Origin of the sequence: Embleya sp. NPDC059213 (assembly GCF_042754445.1) — a bacterium.
In the GTDB taxonomy this organism is placed as follows: domain Bacteria; phylum Actinomycetota; class Actinomycetes; order Streptomycetales; family Streptomycetaceae; genus Embleya.
In genome coordinates this window covers 1-17,260 of sequence record NZ_JBHZAV010000012.1, presented here as the reverse complement: position 1 = coordinate 17,260, position 17,260 = coordinate 1, and the positions used below count along the sequence as shown (strand labels likewise).

Here is a 17,260-nt window from a genome sequence, read left to right as displayed (position 1 = left end):
CCATCCATGATCCCCGCGCCACGGCCCTCCTCGGGCCACGCTCCCCGACTCGTGAGGACGTCGGCGACTGCCGTGCTCGCCTTCCTCCTGACGATCGGTGCCGTCGCGTGCGGCACGCAAGCCGACGACGACGTTCCCGCCTACGCCGCCGCCACCCGGGACGCCCCGGGGTTCAAGGGCACGTTCCGGCACGAGTTCGCCGACGTCGACGGCGTCCGGATGCACTACGTGACCGGCGGAAGCGGTCCGCCGGTGGTGCTGATCCACGGCTGGCCGCAGACCTGGTTCGGCTGGTGGCCGGTCATGCCGGCGCTCGCCGAGCACCACACCGTCTACGCCGTCGACCTACCCGGCCTCGGCGACAGCTCCGGCTCCCCGACCGGCTACGACAAGGCCACCCTGGCGCGGTACGTGCACACCCTGATTGCCGATCGGCTCGGACTGCGCGACGCCCGCGTCGTCGGGCACGACTTCGGCGCCGCGGTGGCGTTCCAGTACGCCGCCCGGTTCCCCGCCGACACCGCACGCCTGGGCTACCTCGACCTGCCGCTGCCCGGGCCCGCGATCGATGCGCCCACCTACCGCTCACTGAGCTGGCACATCGCCTTCCACTCCCAGCGGCGGGTCCCCGAGGCGGTCGTCGGTGACGACGTCCGCGAGTACCTGGCACTGTTCTACCCCCAGGTCTCGTTCGGCGGAACGGCGTTCGGCGGCACCTCGGAGCGATCCCCGTTCACCGACGCCGAGATCGACGAGTACGCCCGAACCTACCGTCGGCCCGAGGTCCTGTCGGGCGGCTTCGAGCTCTACCGCGCACTGGACCAGGACGTCCGCGATGCCAAGGCGGCAACGCCCGTTCGTGTTCCGACCCTGCTCATGACCGCCCAGGGGCAGCTCGACGCGACCCGGGGCACCGCGGCCCCGCTCATGACCAACATCGTGCGGGCGGTGGACGTGCCGAACGCGGGGCACTGGCTCGTCGAGGAGAACCCCCGGTTCGTCACCGCGGAGTTGCTGCGCTTCCTCGATTCCTGATCCCGCCCCGGCCGCCGCGCATCGCGATCCGCGTTGCGCGGCGTCGGTCGGGAGCGGTGTCCGACACGCGTGCCCGGGCTGCTGTGGGTGGTCGTTGGTGGTGGGTTTTGGTGGGGTGTGTGGGCTGGGGTTTCGTGGTTGTGTCGGGATGGTTGTTCCGGGCGCGGTGTTGGCGGGCCTGGTTTTCGGGTGTGGGGTGGGGCGTTCGGGTATGGCCCGGCGGTATGTCTGAGCTGGGGTTTTCGCACTTGTAGTGGGTTTCGCGGGTGTTGTGGGATGCGTTGAGATTTTGTGCAGTTCTGATGGGAATGCCATTGGCACTGGTTGCCCCCGGTTTGCCGGCGGTCGGGGATCGGCCCCGGCGCGGGGTTTTCGGGGTCGGGTGTGGTGGCGGGTCCAGGACCGCAAGAGGTGGTCGGGGCCGGGCGTGAGGCGTGTGAGTCCGAGTGTGTGGGCGACGTGTTCGAGTACCCACACGCGGTTGGGCGCCGTCGGGACGAAGTCGCGTCGCAACAGGTCCGACGCTCGCGTGGCGCTCGGGTCCGCCTGGGTCGTGCGGACCTTGCGGCCGCGGACGGCGCCGGAGAGCCCGGCGTCCTTCATCAGCCGGGCGACGGTGCATCGGGCGACGTCGGTGTGGCCGCGGCGCTTCGACTCGGCCCATACCTTGCGAACGCCGTAGACGCCGTAGTTGCCTTCGTGGACGTTCCGGATCAGGGCGGTCAGCTCCGCATCGCGAACGGAGCGCGCCGAGGCACCGCGCTTCTTGTACGCGTAGCAAGTGGACGGGTGGATGCTGCAGCCGTGTGCGGTGAGCACGGTGCAGATCGGCTCGACTCCGCCGAAGCGGTCCCGGTGCTCGTCGATGAACGCTACGAGTGTGTGTGGCCGGTCGAGCTCGGCCGCGAAGAAAGACGCGGTGCAGTCAACCCGTCAACGCAACAGGGGCTCCAGCCTATCGGCCGGAGTGTCGAAGTCGAGGGTCTTCCGGGGACGTGTGTTCAGCTTCAATGCGATCTTGTCGAGGTCGCCCCGGGTGAGGTGTTCCATGCTCGTGCCCTTGGGCATGTACTGACGCAGCAGGCGGTTGGTGTTCTCGTTCGTGCCGCGCCGCCAGGGGCTTCGCGGGTCGGCGAAGTACACGCTCAGGCCGGTCGCGGCGGTGACGTCCTTGTGGCCGGCCGGTTCCATGCCGCGGTCCCGGGTGAGGGACTTTCCGAGGTCGGCGGGCAGCTCCGGCATCTTTGCGGACAGCCTCGCGGTGACAGTTGCCATGTCCCGCCCGTCGACCCGGACGAGGACAGTGAAGCGGGTGGAGCGTTCGACGACTGTAGCGATCCGGGTCAGGCCTCGGCCGAGGGGAAGGTCGCCTTCCCGGTGGCCCGGAACCGCGCGATCGTCCGCCTCGGCGGGCCGCTCGCTGATCGAGACCGCTTCCTTGATCTGCGAACGCCATTGCCCGGTAACCGTGTTGTGGATGTTTCGGCGCGTCGGACGGCCGGACCTCGGATGCTTCCGGAGCTTCTTGGCAAGCACGCCGCGGGCCTGGACGAACAGGGACTTGTAGATCGTCTCGTGGCTCACCCGCATCTCCGATCCAGGAGCGCAGACCTTGGCCAGACGGCCGGAGATCCGCCCCGGTGACCAGTCGTCGGCCGGCTTCTCGGCCACGAAGTCTCGAAGCCGTGCATTCGTCGCGAGCCGGCACGGCTGTCGGCGCCGGGCGCGGTCCCGGGCGCGGTCCTCGGCATCCACGGCCCGGTAGTGGGCGGGGCCCTTGTTGCGGGCGATCTCCCGGCCGACGGTCGAGGCAGCGCGACCCAGGACGCGAGCTATCGAGCGGATCGAGTCACCCCGGGCAAGGCCCCGCGAGATCGACTCCCGCTCGGCGAGCTTCAGTTGCCCCGATCGCCGCTGCCGGACCGGTGGAACGTAGCCGCCGTTGGACTTGATGATCGTGAAGATCGACCCCGGCGGCCTGGCCAGTGCCCGTGAGATCTCGCTGATCGACTCGCCGGCCTTCCAGCGGTCCCACAACTCACGCTTCTGTGTGTCCGACATACCCGGACGACCCAACCCTGCCATGCGCCACATCCTCTATGACCTGGGATGTTGCGCTGACGGGTTGACTGCACCTCCGCCTTCTTCGCGCGCGAACAGGGGTGAGCGCGCGATACGCGCTCGTCGAAGCGGAGAAGGCCAAATTTCGCATCGCCGACATGTGCCGATGGTTGGGGGTCTCCCGATCCGGATTCTACGAATGGCGCGACCGACCCGTCTCCGCCACCGCCGACCGACGAACACGCCTCAAGACGATGATCCGCGAGATCTTCGCGGCGAACCACGAAACGTACGGATATCGCCGTGTGCACGCCGTCCTGGCGCGCTCGGGCGAGGCCGTATCGCCCGAGTCGGTGCGGACCCTGATGCGCGAACTGGGCCCGGTGGCCTGCCAACCGCGACCCTGGCGGCCGGATGACCACACTCGGCGACGGAAGCCACCCGCGGATCCCGGACCTGATCCGACGCGACTTCGAGGCCGATCGGATCGGCACCAAACTCGTCGGCGACATCACCTACATCCCCACGTGGGAAGGATTTCTCTACCTGGCCACGGTCATCGACCGCCACAGCAAAGCGGTTGTCGGTTGGGCCGTGGCCGACCACTTCAAGACCTCCCTGATATCGTCGGCCCTGGACATGGCCGCGAAACGGATACGCATCGAACCGGATGCCGTCATTCACTCCGATCGAGGTGGCAACCCTGGATTCAAGGGGTCGTCGCAACAACACCGCCTTGTTGGATCAATAGTAGTTGTTCGTTGAGGACTTCGGCTGGTGTCTTCCAGTCGAGGGTTTTGCGGGGTCTGCCGTTGAGTGCGGCGGCGACGGCTTGGAGTTCGTCGGCGTTCCACCGTGACAGGTCGGTGCCTTTCGGGAAGTACTGACGCAGCAGGCCGTTGGTGTTCTCGTTGGTGCCGCGCTGCCAGGGTGAGTGCGGGTCGGCGAAGTACACCTGCAGGCCGGTGTCGATGCGCAGTTGGGTGTGCCGGGCCATTTCCGTGCCGCGGTCCCAGGTCAGCGATCGGCGTAGTTGTTCGGGCAGTGTGGTGATGGTGGTGGCGATGGCGTCCTTGACGGCTTCGGCGCCGCGGCCGGCGAGCGCCGGGCCGTTCTTCACCCGCGCTTCGATGCCGAACCCCTCCATCCGCGGCAGGTGCAGCAGCATGGTGAACCTGGTGGTGCGTTCCACCAGGGTCCCGATCGCGGACCGGCCGGTACCGATGATCAGGTCGCCCTCCCAGTGGCCGGGCACCGCCCGGTCGGCCGCCTCCGAGGGCCGCTCACTGATCACCACGTCCGGCGTGACGTGGCCACGGACGCGGTGACGCGCCCGTTCCCGCGGGACACGCAGCGCGCGCCCGGTCCGCAGACACGCGACCAACTCACGCTTGAGCGCTCCGCGTCCTTGGACGAACAGGGCCTGGTAGATCGCCTCGTGCGAGATCCGCATGGAGTCATCATCGGTGAAGTCCACCGTCAGCCGGCGTGAGATCTGCTCCGGACTCCACGACGTGGCCCACCGACGGTCCTGACGGCGGGGCTTGTTCCGCCCCTTCCAGCGCGACGCCTGCGGCCCTGCCGCGGGCGTGCCGTCCGGGAACCGGACCTCGCCCGCGAGGCGGTCCTGCACATACGTGCGCAGCCGCTCGTCGCCCGCCAGTTTCGTGATCTTGGGCCGCCGCGCCGCCAACTCGGCCTTCCACTGCGCGGTTGACGCCCGGTACTCCAGCCGGCCGCCGCGCGTGGCCGCGTTGCGCCGCAGCTCCCGGGAGACCGTGGCGGGATCCCTGCCCAGGCGGCGCGCGATCTCGCGGACCCCCACGTCCTGGATTGTGAGCAGCGCGATCTCCTCACGCTCGGCGAACGACAGGTATCTACCCGACGGCGGATCCAACTGCATCGGCGGCATGCCGCCACCCTTGCGGAACCACCGCGAACCGACCGGACCCGACACACCGCACGCGATCGCGGCGTCCTCGCTCGTCAAGCCCTCGGCGATCCTCGCCCAGAAGGCCCGCTCCGCCTCCCGCCGGGGAGGCGGACGACCCGGCGAACGCATCGCCGGACGCCCGGCGAACTGCGTGATCCACCCGACCGGTCTTCCCATGCAACACCTCCACATCCAGGTGTTGCGACGACCGGTTGAATCCACCAATTACACGTCCGAAGAGTTCGCGAAGTCGCTCGCCGGTCACGGGATGAGGCAGTCCGTCGGCCGCACCGGTGTTTGTTGGGACAATGCCCTGGCGGAGTCATTCTTCGGGGCTTTGAAGAACGAATGGCTCCACCGCTACGTCTTCACCACGCACGCGAAGGCACGGGGTGAAGTCGTTCGATACATCGAGGGCTTCTACAACCGCCGACGCCTGCACTCCGGACTCGGCTATCGCACACCCCACGAAGTCCTGCACCCAGAGCGGGATTGAACCTCGTGGCATAGAACAACAGCAATCAACCCGTCCGGAAAACGCGGGGCTCCTCAGTCCCCGTCGCCCTGGATGGAACAGGTCGACGACATCGGCGCCGAAGGGTTGTCCCACCCCCTGTGGCAGATGCTCGACCCCGATACCTGGCCCGGCCCCCCGCCGGAGCCCGTCTTCTGACGTCATATGCCCATGCTTGCGGTAATTCGAGGCCAAGTGGAGTCGTGCCGCGGTCGCAGCCGCGTACGGCTTCGGTCGACACGGCGACTCACGAGCCGCCCCGGTCCGGTCCGGTTCGGTGGGTGCCGGTGTCCGATGGCAGGCAGGGGTCCTTCGCTCGGTGACATCCGTGGGACGAGGTCGTGACGTCCGAGGAACTCGTGCGCGACAAGGCCTACTACAGCAACCCCAATCGCCAAGCTGTGCGCCGAGGGACTGTAGAAAGTTCGGCTCTGTCTCACATCCGGTGGTAGCTCTTTGTGAGCGTCACGGGAGAAGGATGCGGTGACGAAGGAGGTGGCATCCGGCTCGTCCGTGCATTTGCCTCATGATGCGTTTGGTTCGGGTGTTGACGCCTTCGGCGCGTCCGTTGTGGTGGGGCATGGTGAGGGCCGCGTCGACTGCCGCGCGGTCGAGTTCGAGGCCGTTGGTGAAGGCGTGCAGGTGTGGGAGGTCGGATGCGCGGACGGCTGCGATCCATGCCGTGAGTCCGGCGTCGTTCCCTGCCGCGGGGGCCAGTAGCGAGGCGAACTCGCTGATAAGGGATCCGAGTTGCGTCATCTCGGGACAAGCGGCGGTGAGATCTCGGATGAGTTCGGTGTCCTTGTCCCGGCGGTTGTCCGGGTGGGCGAGGAGGAGGCGGGCGAAGCGGCTGGGAGTGGTCACGGGCCGGTCGCCCTCGGCACGTCCCTGGGTGATGTAGCGGTAGAGGAGGTTGAAGCTGCCGGTGCAGCCGAGTTCCTTGATCTCGCGGAAGAGCTGGGGCACGGGGACCGAAGGGTCGGTCGCCCGGCGTATGCGGAGGTGCTCGCGATACGGGTCGACGAGGGTGGGCCGGTAGCGCGGGGCGCGCCGCAGGGCATCGGGCTCTCGGGCGCGTGCGTACCGTTTGACGGTGTTCGGGGACACGTCCAGTCGACGGGCGCATTCGAGCAGGCCGACGCCCTTGCCGATCAGGTCGTGGATCTGGTGCCAACGCTCGCGTGTGGTCTGCTCGTGGACGCCACCCGGCCGGGGCGGGTTGACGATGGCCCGGCACGAGCTGTGCGAGCGGACCTCGGCAAGCGTTTGTCACACAGGTTGCGCCATAAATGCCACCGATCGCCGACCTGCACCGCGTCGGGCAGGGCGCGGCGTATCGCCTCGGCGTAGGCGCCCGAGCCGTCCCGGCACACGATCTCGACACCCGGATGTCGACGAAGCCAAGCCTCGAGTGCGTCGACGCCGCGGCCAGGCAGGACGTCGGTGCGTTCGCCGGTCTCGGCGTCGGTCAGCACCGTCGCGTAGCGGTGGCGGCGCTTGAGCGCGAAGTCGTCGACGCCCAGGACCCGCGGCACCCGGCGGACCGGCAGCGGGATGTCTGCCCGACACGCAGCGCGGTGCATCGCGACAGCCCGGCCCCGAGCGCCTTCAGTGTCCGTGCGCCTGCACGACCTGCGAGGTCCCGCACCACGGCACGGACTTGGGCGAGCAGCCGCACCGTCCGCCGCTGGTAGCGCTCCATCCCCAACCTCGGCAAGGCGCCCGGCCCGGCACGGTGACCGGCGGGTGCGACGGCCGTTGTCGCCTCGGGTCTGTCGTCCGGGCGCGTCGGCGCCGGCCGTGCCCAAGGAATCGGTCGGGTACGTCACCCGCACCGCGTGCGGGCGCCGGACGCGATGTTCACCGTCGACGAAGTGCTAGGCGGCAGCCGCCAGTTCGGAGCCACTGCGGATTCGGACCGGATTGAACCGACGATGCGACCAGTGTGTGGGGGCGAGCTCGTCATCGGCTGCCGGGAGTCCGCTCGGCTGCGACGCTCACGCGTCGGGCAAGGCGCTTGTAACTCCGCTTGGCGACAACATCGACACCTTGCCGGCTCGATGCCGCGGCCTTCCGGGTCTCCGAGCCGACACCGATGGAATGGTATTCCGCGTACTCGTCGCCGCCGGCCACGCACGAGCCCGACGTTCGGACACGAGCCACGTGCTACGGGCAGGCCGGCTTCATGGACCCGCACGTCACGGCGCCGGCTCGTGTACGCCCTTCGAGGAACGCGGCATCAGCGCGCGCTTGTGCGGGCGAGGGCGGGGGCGAGGGCGAGTCCCGCTCGCGGGACAGGTCGGCCAGGCGGCGCAGTGCCCGCTCGGACGGGGACCCCGGCTCGGCGGCGAACAGGTCGAGACCGCTGTATTCGAGGTCGACGGGCAGGGTCACGAGTTCGCCGTACAGGTCCAGGTCGCCGACGACGGGGTGGTGCAGCCGGTAGAACCGGCCGCCCGCGCGGGCGACGGGATGGGAGGACCACATCCGGTCGAACTCGGGGCTGGCCGCGCGCAGTCGTTCGATGTGTGCCATGAGGCGCCGGTCGCCGCGGTAGCAGGCGGACAACACCCGCAGGTGCGCAACGTGTTCGACCGCCGTGCGCTCCCAGCCGGCGCCGTGCAGGTCGCGGACGTCCGAGCGGCGGAAGATCAGGTCGGAGATGCTGCGCTCGCCCTCGGGCATCGCCGCGAAGTCGCCGAAGAGCGCGGTCGCGACCGGGTTCCACGCCACGATCTCGGTGTGTCGCCCGACCAGGATCGCCGGGGTCGCGTCGAAGGACGCCACCAGGTGCCGCAGGCCCGCGCGGGGCGGGGCGGCGGTCTCGGGACATGTGCGGGCGTCGGGCCGGGTGAGTTGGTTCAGGTACGTCCGCTCGTCCTCGTCCAGGCGCAACGCCCTCCCGATCGCGGCCAGGGCCTCCGCCGAGACGCTGTCGGACCTGCCCTGTTCGAGCCGCGTGTAGTGCGCGACGCTGATGCCGGCGAGACCCGCCAGTTCCTCGCGGCGCAGTCCCGCGACGCGGCGGCGGCCGCCGTACGCCCGCAGTCCGACGTCCTCCGGGCTCAGGCGGGCCCGGCGGGATTTCAGGAACTCGCTCAGTTCGACACGTGCGTCCACACCGCGACCATAACCGGCCGCGCGAAGGTGATCACGTGGTGCGTAGGCAAAGCCGGGACCTGGGTAGCGCGCGGCGGCCCGTCCAGGCTGGGAAACGACCCAGCCGCCCGCCTCACTCCCGAGGCCGTTTCCGGAGGTCGGCCCCATGCCGTCGCCTGCCAATCCCGCACGCCCTGCCAACGTCGAACGCCCCGGACACCCCACCCGCCCCACCCGCCCCGCCTGGACACTCGGCCTCCTTGCCCTCGCGGGCCTGATCACCGCACTCGACTTCACGATCGTGTACGTCGCGCTGCCCGGGATCGCCGCCGATGTCGGCTTCTCCGACCACGGGCTGCAATGGGTCGTCAGCTCGTACGCCGTCGTGTACGGAGGACTCCTCCTCCTTGGCGGCCGCCTCGCGGACCTGCTCGGCAGACGCCGCATGTTCGTGCTCGGCATGGCGCTGTACGGCGTCGGCTCGCTCCTGGGCGGCCTCGCCACCGCGCCGGGCGCGCTGATCGGCGCGCGGGCCGTGCAGGGCGTGGGCGGGGCGGTTCTGTTCCCCGCGACACTGTCGCTCGTCAACACGCTGTTCGCGGAGGGGCGTTCGCGGACCCGGGCGCTGACGGTGTGGGCGGTGTCGGGAGCGGGCGGGCTGAGCCTGGGGGCGCTGCTCGGCGGCGTACTGACAAGTGCGTGCGGCTGGCAGGCGGTGTTCTACGTCAATGTCCCGCTGGTCGTGGGCGCCGGGCTCGCCGCCTTCGCGCTGCTGCCCGCGGACGCGGCGTGGCGCGGTGGGCGCGAGAGGTGTGAGGGGCGTGAGGGGTGTGAGCGACAGGACGGAGGCAGGGAGTACGACGAACTCAAGGCGTGCCAGGGGCAGGCCGGACGCAAGGAGCACGACGGGCGCGACGGCGCGGGCGCGGCGCGGCCCGGCTTCGACTTCCCGGGCGCGTTGACCGGCACGGTCGGGCTCACGCTGCTGGTGTTCGCGATTGCGCAGGGACCGGAGTGGGGGTGGACGGATCCTCGGGTTGCGGGTGCGGCGGGAGTGGCGCTGTTGCTGCTCGCGGGATTCGTCGCGGTGGAGTCGCGGACGGCCGATCCGCTGCTGCCGCTGCGCCTGTTCACGCATCGCGGGCTGACGGCCGCGACCGGGGTGATTCTGGTGTTCGGGCTGACCTTGCAGGCCGTGCCGTTCTTCCTGACGTTGTGGTTCCAGGATGAGATGGGCTTTTCGGCGCTGCGCACAGGAGTCGCGTTCCTGGGGCCGACGCTGTCGATCACGGTGGGCAATCTCGCGGGTGAGCGCCTCGCGGGTCGTCTGGGTGTGCGTCGGACACTGATGGTCGGGTTCGCGGTCGCCGGGCTGGGGGCCGCAGTGCTGGCGGCGGGAATGACGGACGGGTCGTCGTACGCCGCGCTGCTGCCCGGCATCGTCGCCTTCGGGCTGGGCACCGGCGTTGTGTTCACCACGATGTGGGTTGCCGCAGCGTCGGGCGTCGCGGATGCCGAGCAGGGCGCCGCCTCCGGACTGGCTTCCACCGCACTCCAGTTCGGCTCCGGGGCCGGCCTGGCGGTGCTGGTCTCGGTGGGCGGGATCCGGACCGCCGTGGCGGTGGTCGCGGTGGGCGCCCTCATCGGCCTTCCGGCCGCGCTGGCCCTCCCGAAGGCCGTGCAGCCTCCCGCCGATTCAGCCGGGCCTGCCGGTCCGGCCGATCCAGACGCGCCTGCCGGTCCAGCCGGATCTGCCGGGTCTGTCGATTCGATCGGTCAGTCGTCCTCGTCCTCCGTGCGGGCACTGTGAGTGTGTGGGGGTGGTGTCAGCGGGTTGGTGACAGCGGTTCCGAGCCCGGTTTCTCCTTGTTGAGCTGGGCTTTGTCGGTCTGATCGCGGGATTCATGGCTGCCACGGGGTGACCGAATTGCTGTCGTGGGCTGCCCGACAGCGGCCGGCACATGCGTGTCCTGGCTGTCGTGGGGATGCACATTCCTGTGTCGCTCGGCCCGAGGGCGGGGTGTGCTTGCGGGTATGAGCGTGAAGTCGTCTCCACTGCCGGTGTCTTCGGCCCCGGACGAGTCCCGCACCCCGCCACCGTCCGCTGCTGCCGCGCAAGCGTGGTCGGCTGCGTGCGTGTCCCGGGACCGGGCTTTGACGCGCCGGTTGGTGGTGGGCCGTCTTCTCGCGCTGGACGAGGCCGGGTCTTAGGAGACGGTCCACGTGCGGATCGCCGCCGAGGCGGCCTCGGTGGCGCCGCGCACGGTGTGGCGTTGGTTGGCGATCGCCCGCGAGTCCGGACGGGCGGAACCCGCCCGGCGGCATTCCTTCACCGTCACGGACGCGTTGTGGGCGCGCTTGTCGGATGTGGGCGGGAACGTGAAGGCCCTGCACGACTGGATGCGGGAACACCCGAACCACGCCCTGCCGTCATCGAACGCGAACCCGCTTCCGTCGTTGACGATGCTCTACCGCGCCGTGCAGGAAGAGCAACGTGCGGGCCGTGTCCCGGGGGATCTCCCGACCCGCGCGTTGCCCGACGCGACGGAGACCGCTACGACCGCGCCCTGGCCGAACTCGCGCTCCCGGGCACGGCCTGCGAGGCCGGCCGGATCACCTCGCCGCCCACCGGCGAGCACACCCCGGCCGCGGCCGGGACCGAACCCACCGCGAGCCGGCCGTCGCCGTTCGCCGGCGGCGCGCGCCTGTACACACCCGGCGCGCACGTCGTGTCGACGCGCCAACTCGGCGCGGTGACCGAGGCACTCGTCCACACGGTCGCCGCCCACGGGATCCTGTGGGTGTACGGCGACCCCGGCCACGGCAGGACGATCGCGCTCCACCAGGCCCCGCGCCTGCTCCCGCGCCGCGTCCCGGTTGCTCCGTCCCGGCTGTTTTGAAAGTTCTTGTCGATTGATCATGTGTTGACCAGTGCGTTTGCAGGATCTGGGATTTTGGATCTTGGGTGCGTGGCCTGGGTTTTGCGTCTTGCTCGGCTTTGGTCTGGCTTGTGGCCTGTGGTTTTGCAGGATTTGGGACGGATGGTCGGTTCCGTTGGGAAAACCTGTGGACGGGGGGCGGGCTGTTTCGGCGGGTGAGGTCTGGGACGTCCGGTGACCTGCGGTGCTGCAGGGTGTGAGGGGGTCGGGCAACGCGGTTGAGAATTCCCTTTGGCGTCCCCTTCCGTCGGGCGCATGTGCGAATCGGGTCCGGGTCTTCGACACGCTCGACCGTGAGACCTCGTCGTTCTCCGTCGGGAACGCCATCGAGTATCTGCTCGTGGACGAGGCCGGCCACGCCCGGGTCGGGCACTTCGACGAGAACCCGGCCGGAACCCGCCGCCGGAGCGCCATGGAAGTCCGTGTACGGGCACGCCCGGGCAGCGGCGTCCGACATCTTCGGGGCGTGGGAGTCGAACGAACGGACCGGGGATGCGGGTGCCGTTCGACGTCCGGGCGAGCCGGCCCCTCCGGACGAAGACCCACGTCCGACACGTCCTCGTCGCCGCCGGAACCAACCTCGTCCGTCTCAGCGAATGCATACCGCCCGGCACCGTCCCGGCCCGAACTCCCGAGTTGACAGGTACGCCGTGCCAGGCTCGCCCGAGATGCGGGCGCCAACGCCCCGTTGCGGTTCGGTGGGTTCGGTTCCCGGGTTCGAGAGGACGACCGGACGCGGGGTGCGCGCAGCGGTGCCTCTTCTCAACGGCGGGTTCGGGGTGCGGTGCTCTGACCTGGGGTGCGGCACCGATCGAGAAGATCGGCCTGTGCTTGGTGACATGGGGCTTCGGTCTGTGGTGGTGGGTGTGCCTTTCGGCGATGGGTCGGTTGACCTGCGGTGTCGCAGGGTTTGGGAAGGCCGCGCAACGCGATGGGGAATTCCTTGTGGCGGGCGGTGTGTTCACGCGTCGGAACCGTGCTCGCTGCGCCGCGTGTACCGGGTCCGAGAGGTCGGGACATCCCTGGCCGGGTGGGGGTGGGGCGGGCGGACGCCGCGACTGCTCTCGCGCCGACCCGGGTTTGCTCTGCCGGGACGCCCTGCGGACCCTGCAGTACGGGGCCGCCGTGGAGCTGAACGGTCTTGTGCGGGTGCCCACGGTCGCCGAGACCCGCATCGCCGCCGATCTACCGGCCCGCACGGACCGCCGGCCGGACGGCGGCAGCAGCGCCGACGAGACCACCACCGAGGCGGCCCGCCTGGCCCGGCTCCACGCAGTGCGGGCCGGCCATGCCCATGCCCAGGACGCCGGCGAGCGTGTCGATCGCGGTGTTCGCCGCGCCGCGCCGATCGTCCGGGGACATCGCGGTGACCGTCGCGAACATCACGTCGTTCGCGCCGTCGAGTCCGGCGCGGGCGGCCGAGTACCGAGTCGACGGACTGCCCGGCACCGGCCCCTGGGTCACTCGGCCGGTGCGCGGGCCGAAGAGCCCGGTCGCTCAGGTTCTGCCGGGTTTGCCCGTCGAGACCAGCAGGAGGACGGACGAGCCCGGTGCCACCGGTTCTGCGCCGCCCCGGGGGTGACTGCCGATCACCTGCCCGGCGGGAGCGTTCCAGTCCGTGTGCCGCATGATCGTGCAGCTCAGTCCGAGTCCGCGCAGCAGGCTTTCGGCCTGTTCGACCGGCATGCCGGCCAGGTCCGGCAGCGCGATGCCCGCTCCCGCGGTCTGCTCCTGCTCCCGTGTCGGAGTCGCATCGGCGCTTCCGCTCTTGGGGGTGCCGGTGGCGAGCGGGGTGCACGCCCCGTTCGCCGGTGGGGACAGGGACGGGGAGGCGCCGGGCGCGGGCGGCACGGGCTCCAGCGCGAAGAACCCCACCGTGGCGCACGCCAGCACGCAGCACGCCGCAGCGGTGCCGAGGAGCGCCCGGCGGGTGCGGCTGCGGCCGACGGCCCGCTCGATCGCGGCCGCGTCGACGACCGGCGCCGTCGGCCCGTCGGCGAAGGAGGCCACCGCGGCACGCAGCTCGGCTTCGAGGCCCGGCTCGAACGGGGCCGGTCCGGACGACGTGTTCCTCACTTCGTACCTCCGAAAGCGGCCGACGGCGTGTGCGGCGCCTGGGCGCCCGATACGGAATCGCGCAGCTTGGCCAAGCCGCGGGCGAGCTGGGACCTCACCGCACTCGAAGAGATGTCCAGGACGTCGGCGACCTGCCGGGCGTCCAGATCGTGCAGGTAGTACAGGACCACCACGCTGCGCATGCCCATCGGCAGCCCGAGCAGTGCCTCGATCAGTTCCGCGCGCAGATCCACCTGCCCGAACCCGTCCCGGGGGTCGGCCGTCTCGGGCACCCCCGACAGCCCGGGGCGCTCGCCCCGGCGCGACAGCCGCCGCCAGCGGTCGTTGGCCAGGTTGACCAGCACTTTGCGCACGTACGCCTCCGGCGAGTCCGCCACCGCGACCTTCCGCCACTGTCGGCACGCCCGCTCCAGCGTCTCCTGCACCAGATCCTCGGCCACGTGCACGTCACCGGTCAGCGCATACGCGGTGCGGAACAACGCTCCCGACCGCTGTGCGACGAACTCCGTGAATCCGTCGCCCGGACCGCTCCTGCGAAACCTCACCCGCCGACCTCCTCTCCTCGTCCCGTCCCGATCACTGCCCCCATGACGGCGGAACGGGGCCGGGTGCTGCACCGAGCCGCCGGCAGTGACGTGAATCACAGCCGGGACGGAAGGGTGTCCCAGGACCTCGCGCCGCTGCCGCCCGGGGTGCGGGCGGGGCCCGGCAAAACGGAGGGCCGCCGGGCGGGCGGCCCGCAGTCGGCCACCGATCTGCGTCCCCGCTCGCGGCGCGCACCGCACGCGCGAGTTCGTCCGGGCCGGCGGGGCGGGGCGCCCCGTCGTCGGGGTCGGCGCCCAGGATCCACCGGCCGTCGGCGACCTCGGCCGCGATCCGCTCGGCGGCCCGCGCCACCGTCGCGGTGTCGTCGGCGGACCCGTGCGACGAGATCCCGTGCCACTCCCCGGGATCCCACACGACCAGGACCTCGCCGAGGTGCACCGCGCATCCGAGCGGGCAGTCCTCGGCCCCGCCGCACGCCGCCACCCACCCCAGCAGTACCGCGTCGGGTGCTCCGTCCCGGCTGTTTTGAAAGTTCTTGTCGATTGATCATGTGTTGACCAGTGCGTTTGCAGGATCTGGGACGGATGGTCGGTTCCGTTGGGAAAACCTGTGGACGGGGGCGGGCTGTTTCGGCGGGTGAGGTCTGGGACGTCCGGTTGGCGGGTCCTGGCCGGGGTTGAGGTGAACCGGTGTCGCTGGCGTGGCGGTTCCTGTGGGGCGTCTTTCGGTTTCCTGTCTGGTTTTCCTTACGACTTTCGGGTGGGGTTGTCGATCTGAGGCCTGAGCCTGTCGATTGCTTCGTCCCGGCTGCTTTGAAGGGTCTTGTCGGTCGATCATGTGTTGACCAGTGGATTTGCAGGATCTGGGATTTTGGATCTTGGTGTGTGACCTGTGGTTTTGGTGATTTGTTCGACTTCGTCCGGCTTGTGGCCTGTGGTTTTGCAGGATCTGGGACGGATGGTCGGTTCCGTTGGGAAGACCGGTGGGCGGAGGATGAGGCCGCCTCGGCTTGGAACGCCCGGTCGGTGGTTCCTGGCGTGGTTGTGCCGAACCGATGTTGCGGGCGTGACAGCGGTCAGTGGATACGGGTCTGCGTCACATTCCGGGGACCGGCAACTCTCCGTGAGAGTCGATTAGTTGGGGTTGAGGATCCGAAGTCGCAGGAGGTCGAAGTTGGCCCGTCCGAACATTTGCCTCTTGAGATACTTGATGCGTGTCACGGCGCCTTCGACCGGGCCACTGTTCCAGGGCAGGGACGGGCCGGCGACCACGGCGTCGAGGTCGCGGCGGAGGTTCACGGCGAACCCGCGCAGGGGCGGACTGCCGTCGGCAGCGACGCGGTCGATCCAGTCGGGGAGTTCGCGTCCCCGACGGTCCCGCATCATCTCGACGAACTCGCGGACCGCCTCGGACACGTACCGGAGCTCGGGGCTTCGGGCCAGGACACGCTTGAGCTGCAGCGTCTCCTCGGCGGCCAGCGAGTCGGGATGGCGAGTGAGCCATCGGGTGACCTGGCGCACCGTCGGCGCTTCGACCACTCGCGGTGCCGGGCGGCCGGCCGCCCGCAGGGGCTGCAGCCAGCGCCGGACGGTGCGTCGGCCGCCCCGGAAGCCGAGGTCGCGGATCTCGGCGTGCAGCACGGCGCCGTCGGTGCAGCCCTCGTTCCACCGCTGGTGGAGGTGGCCGAGATAGGGCCGGAGCGTGCCGCGACTGCGGGCGGCATGCACGGTGAGGACATCCTCGACGCAGGCCGCGTGCGCGAACCGCCGCACCGTCTTGCGGTCCAAGCCCAGGGCCTCACCGATCGCCGAGATCCCCACGCCTTTGGCGACCAGGTCCTGCACGGCCGTGTACCGCTCCCGGCTGCGAACCCACAACGCGCCCTCGACAACACCCGGCACCGGCCTGCCGACCTCGGGCTCGCGCTCCGACGACTCGGCATCCACCGGTTCGACGAGGTGGTCGCGGTGCGCGAGGACGCACTTCTCCACGACTTCCCACAGGTTGTGCCACAAATGCCATCTATCAGCAACTTGTTGGGCATCGGGCGCGGCGGTGCGGACCGCCTCGGCATACGCGCCGGCCCTGTCGCGGCACGCGATCTCGACGCCCGGATGGGCGTCGAGCCAGGCAGCGAGGGTGTCCGCGGTCCTGTCCGGCAGCACGTCGATGACGCGGTGCGCCTCGATGTCGACAAGAACTGTGGCATACACGTGTCCGCGCCTGGTGGCGAAATCATCGATGCCCAGCACCCTGGGCGCATGGTCGAGTTCCGGCTCGGGCAGCGCACGGATCAGCCTCAGCAGGGTCGCCGCGCCGACCAACACGCCCAGTCCGACCGCCAATCGGGCGCCGGCGCGGCCCGCCAAGGCGAGTGCGATCCGCTCCAGCACCGTCCGCAGAGCGCGGCTTCGTCGGCCGTAGCGCCAGGTCAGTCCGTCGATCTGCTCGACGAACGTCCGTCGCGGGCACCCCCGGTCGGCGCAGACGAAGCGGCGCACGGCCAGGTGGACTCCGACCGCGCGGCCGGCCACCGTGCTGTGGGCCAGCCGCCGGACATAGCGGTCGTGCACCCGCGCCGACGAAGCACCGCGGCCCGGACACGCGGCGTATTCGGCGTTGCTCGCCGCGCGGACGCGGACGCGGACTTCGTCGACGTCGACCTCGACACTCTCGACACGCACCCCGGCCGTCGGAAACAGCAGCCCGGCCCACCATGACATCGACATCTCCATGGACCGACCGTGCGGACCACACGCCGCTCGATCCATCCTTCAGGAACATGCTGACGGAGCATCAGTTCCGTGCGTGGGACTCCGGCGCGTGCAACCGCGCCCTTCGAACGACGCGCGCCCCCAGGCTCCATCGTCACCGACCGTAGGCGCTTCCCGGAATGTGACGCAGACCCGGGCATATCGGCCGCCAGCGCGTTGATTATCTGGCCGCCAGCAGGGAGGACTCAGACTCTGTCGCGAGTTTGGTGAAACACGAGATGTGGATCTTCAGTGGCAGAGAAGAATGCGCTTGCGAAGGAGGTCGGGCTTGGCCCGGCCGTAC

Annotated in this window: 13 protein-coding genes and 3 pseudogenes; 6 read left to right on the top strand and 10 right to left on the bottom strand. The window is 70.1% G+C overall.

What is annotated here, in order from left to right; all coding sequences use genetic code 11:
* The first annotated feature begins 51 nt into the window (after positions 1–51).
* Positions 52–1,035 (top strand): alpha/beta hydrolase, encoded by a 984-nt coding sequence (locus tag ACFXMF_RS07140; RefSeq protein ID WP_360314942.1) that lies wholly within the window; start codon positions 52–54, stop codon positions 1,033–1,035.
* 573 nt (positions 1,036–1,608) lie between these two features.
* Here ACFXMF_RS07140 and ACFXMF_RS07135 read toward each other — a convergent pair.
* Together ACFXMF_RS07135 and ACFXMF_RS07130 are read right to left on the bottom strand one after the other, a co-directional pair.
* A pseudogene (locus ACFXMF_RS07135) lies at positions 1,609–1,854 on the bottom strand (IS3 family transposase); the annotation flags it as partial.
* Positions 1,855–1,968: 114 nt separating this feature from the next.
* A complete protein-coding gene (locus tag ACFXMF_RS07130) occupies positions 1,969–3,120 on the bottom strand; it encodes an IS30 family transposase (RefSeq protein WP_379989085.1) in 1,152 nt (383 codons plus the stop codon).
* A gap of 134 nt (positions 3,121–3,254) precedes the next feature.
* Between ACFXMF_RS07130 and ACFXMF_RS07125 the strand changes: the two are divergent.
* Together ACFXMF_RS07125 and ACFXMF_RS07120 are read left to right on the top strand one after the other, a co-directional pair.
* Positions 3,255–3,473: pseudogene (locus ACFXMF_RS07125) on the top strand (IS3 family transposase); the annotation flags it as partial.
* A gap of 37 nt (positions 3,474–3,510) precedes the next feature.
* Positions 3,511–3,861 (top strand): DDE-type integrase/transposase/recombinase, encoded by a 351-nt coding sequence (locus ACFXMF_RS07120; RefSeq protein ID WP_379989086.1) that lies wholly within the window; start codon positions 3,511–3,513, stop codon positions 3,859–3,861.
* Here ACFXMF_RS07120 and ACFXMF_RS07115 read toward each other — a convergent pair.
* Positions 3,806–5,206, bottom strand: coding sequence for an IS30 family transposase (locus ACFXMF_RS07115; protein ID WP_379989087.1), 1,401 nt, complete (start codon positions 5,204–5,206; stop codon positions 3,806–3,808). The two genes, ACFXMF_RS07120 and ACFXMF_RS07115, sit on opposite strands and share 56 nt — an antisense overlap.
* On the opposite strand from ACFXMF_RS07115, the gene ACFXMF_RS07110 reads away from it, so the two are divergent.
* Positions 5,205–5,525 (top strand): integrase core domain-containing protein, encoded by a 321-nt coding sequence (locus ACFXMF_RS07110; RefSeq protein WP_379989088.1) that lies wholly within the window; start codon positions 5,205–5,207, stop codon positions 5,523–5,525. The two genes, ACFXMF_RS07115 and ACFXMF_RS07110, sit on opposite strands and share 2 nt — an antisense overlap.
* Before the next feature lie 483 nt (positions 5,526–6,008).
* On the opposite strand, the pseudogene ACFXMF_RS07105 reads toward ACFXMF_RS07110, so the two are convergent.
* Together ACFXMF_RS07105 and ACFXMF_RS07100 are read right to left on the bottom strand one after the other, a co-directional pair.
* A pseudogene (locus ACFXMF_RS07105) lies at positions 6,009–7,245 on the bottom strand (ISL3 family transposase); the annotation flags it as partial.
* A 464-nt stretch (positions 7,246–7,709) separates the two neighbouring features.
* Positions 7,710–8,663: a helix-turn-helix domain-containing protein gene (locus ACFXMF_RS07100; RefSeq protein ID WP_379989090.1), complete on the bottom strand. Its 954-nt coding sequence runs from the start codon at positions 8,661–8,663 to the stop codon at positions 7,710–7,712.
* A gap of 145 nt (positions 8,664–8,808) precedes the next feature.
* Between ACFXMF_RS07100 and ACFXMF_RS07095 the strand changes: the two genes are divergently transcribed.
* Positions 8,809–10,452: an MFS transporter gene (locus tag ACFXMF_RS07095; protein ID WP_379989091.1), complete on the top strand. Its 1,644-nt coding sequence runs from the start codon at positions 8,809–8,811 to the stop codon at positions 10,450–10,452.
* Between the two features lie 397 nt (positions 10,453–10,849).
* Here the strand turns inward: ACFXMF_RS07095 and ACFXMF_RS07090 are convergent, their stop codons facing one another.
* Positions 10,850–10,981: a hypothetical protein gene (locus ACFXMF_RS07090; protein ID WP_379989092.1), complete on the bottom strand. Its 132-nt coding sequence runs from the start codon at positions 10,979–10,981 to the stop codon at positions 10,850–10,852.
* A 390-nt stretch (positions 10,982–11,371) separates the two neighbouring features.
* On the opposite strand from ACFXMF_RS07090, the gene ACFXMF_RS07085 reads away from it, so the two are divergent.
* On the top strand, positions 11,372–11,542 hold the full coding sequence (locus ACFXMF_RS07085) for a hypothetical protein (protein ID WP_379989093.1): 171 nt from the start codon (positions 11,372–11,374) through the stop codon (positions 11,540–11,542).
* 1,224 nt (positions 11,543–12,766) lie between these two features.
* Here ACFXMF_RS07085 and ACFXMF_RS07080 read toward each other — a convergent pair.
* From ACFXMF_RS07080 to ACFXMF_RS07065, 4 genes are all read right to left on the bottom strand, one after another.
* Positions 12,767–13,030, bottom strand: coding sequence for a hypothetical protein (locus ACFXMF_RS07080; RefSeq protein WP_379989094.1), 264 nt, complete (start codon positions 13,028–13,030; stop codon positions 12,767–12,769).
* 48 nt (positions 13,031–13,078) lie between these two features.
* Complete coding sequence (locus ACFXMF_RS07075) at positions 13,079–13,657, bottom strand: PASTA domain-containing protein (protein ID WP_379989096.1); 579 nt, start codon at positions 13,655–13,657, stop codon at positions 13,079–13,081.
* The gene (locus tag ACFXMF_RS07070) at positions 13,654–14,202 is read right to left on the bottom strand and encodes a SigE family RNA polymerase sigma factor (protein WP_379989097.1); all 549 of its coding nucleotides are present in this window, start codon (positions 14,200–14,202) and stop codon (positions 13,654–13,656) included. Before ACFXMF_RS07070 ends, ACFXMF_RS07075 begins: the two co-directional genes overlap by 4 nt.
* Before the next feature lie 1,134 nt (positions 14,203–15,336).
* On the bottom strand, positions 15,337–16,938 hold the full coding sequence (locus tag ACFXMF_RS07065) for an ISL3 family transposase (RefSeq protein ID WP_379989098.1): 1,602 nt from the start codon (positions 16,936–16,938) through the stop codon (positions 15,337–15,339).
* Between the last annotated feature and the right edge of the window lie 322 nt (positions 16,939–17,260).

What these genes read in the sequence shown, in the direction of transcription:
- ACFXMF_RS07130 (WP_379989085.1), bottom strand. Translation starts at nt 3,120, where the DNA reads ATGGCAGGGTTGGGTCGTCCGGGTATGTCGGACACACAGAAGCGTGAG.
- ACFXMF_RS07120 (WP_379989086.1), top strand. Translation starts at nt 3,511, where the DNA reads ATGACCACACTCGGCGACGGAAGCCACCCGCGGATCCCGGACCTGATC.
- ACFXMF_RS07110 (WP_379989088.1), top strand. Translation starts at nt 5,205, where the DNA reads ATGCAACACCTCCACATCCAGGTGTTGCGACGACCGGTTGAATCCACC.
- ACFXMF_RS07115 (WP_379989087.1), bottom strand. Translation starts at nt 5,206, where the DNA reads ATGGGAAGACCGGTCGGGTGGATCACGCAGTTCGCCGGGCGTCCGGCG.
- ACFXMF_RS07095 (WP_379989091.1), top strand. Translation starts at nt 8,809, where the DNA reads ATGCCGTCGCCTGCCAATCCCGCACGCCCTGCCAACGTCGAACGCCCC.
- ACFXMF_RS07065 (WP_379989098.1), bottom strand. Translation starts at nt 16,938, where the DNA reads ATGGAGATGTCGATGTCATGGTGGGCCGGGCTGCTGTTTCCGACGGCC.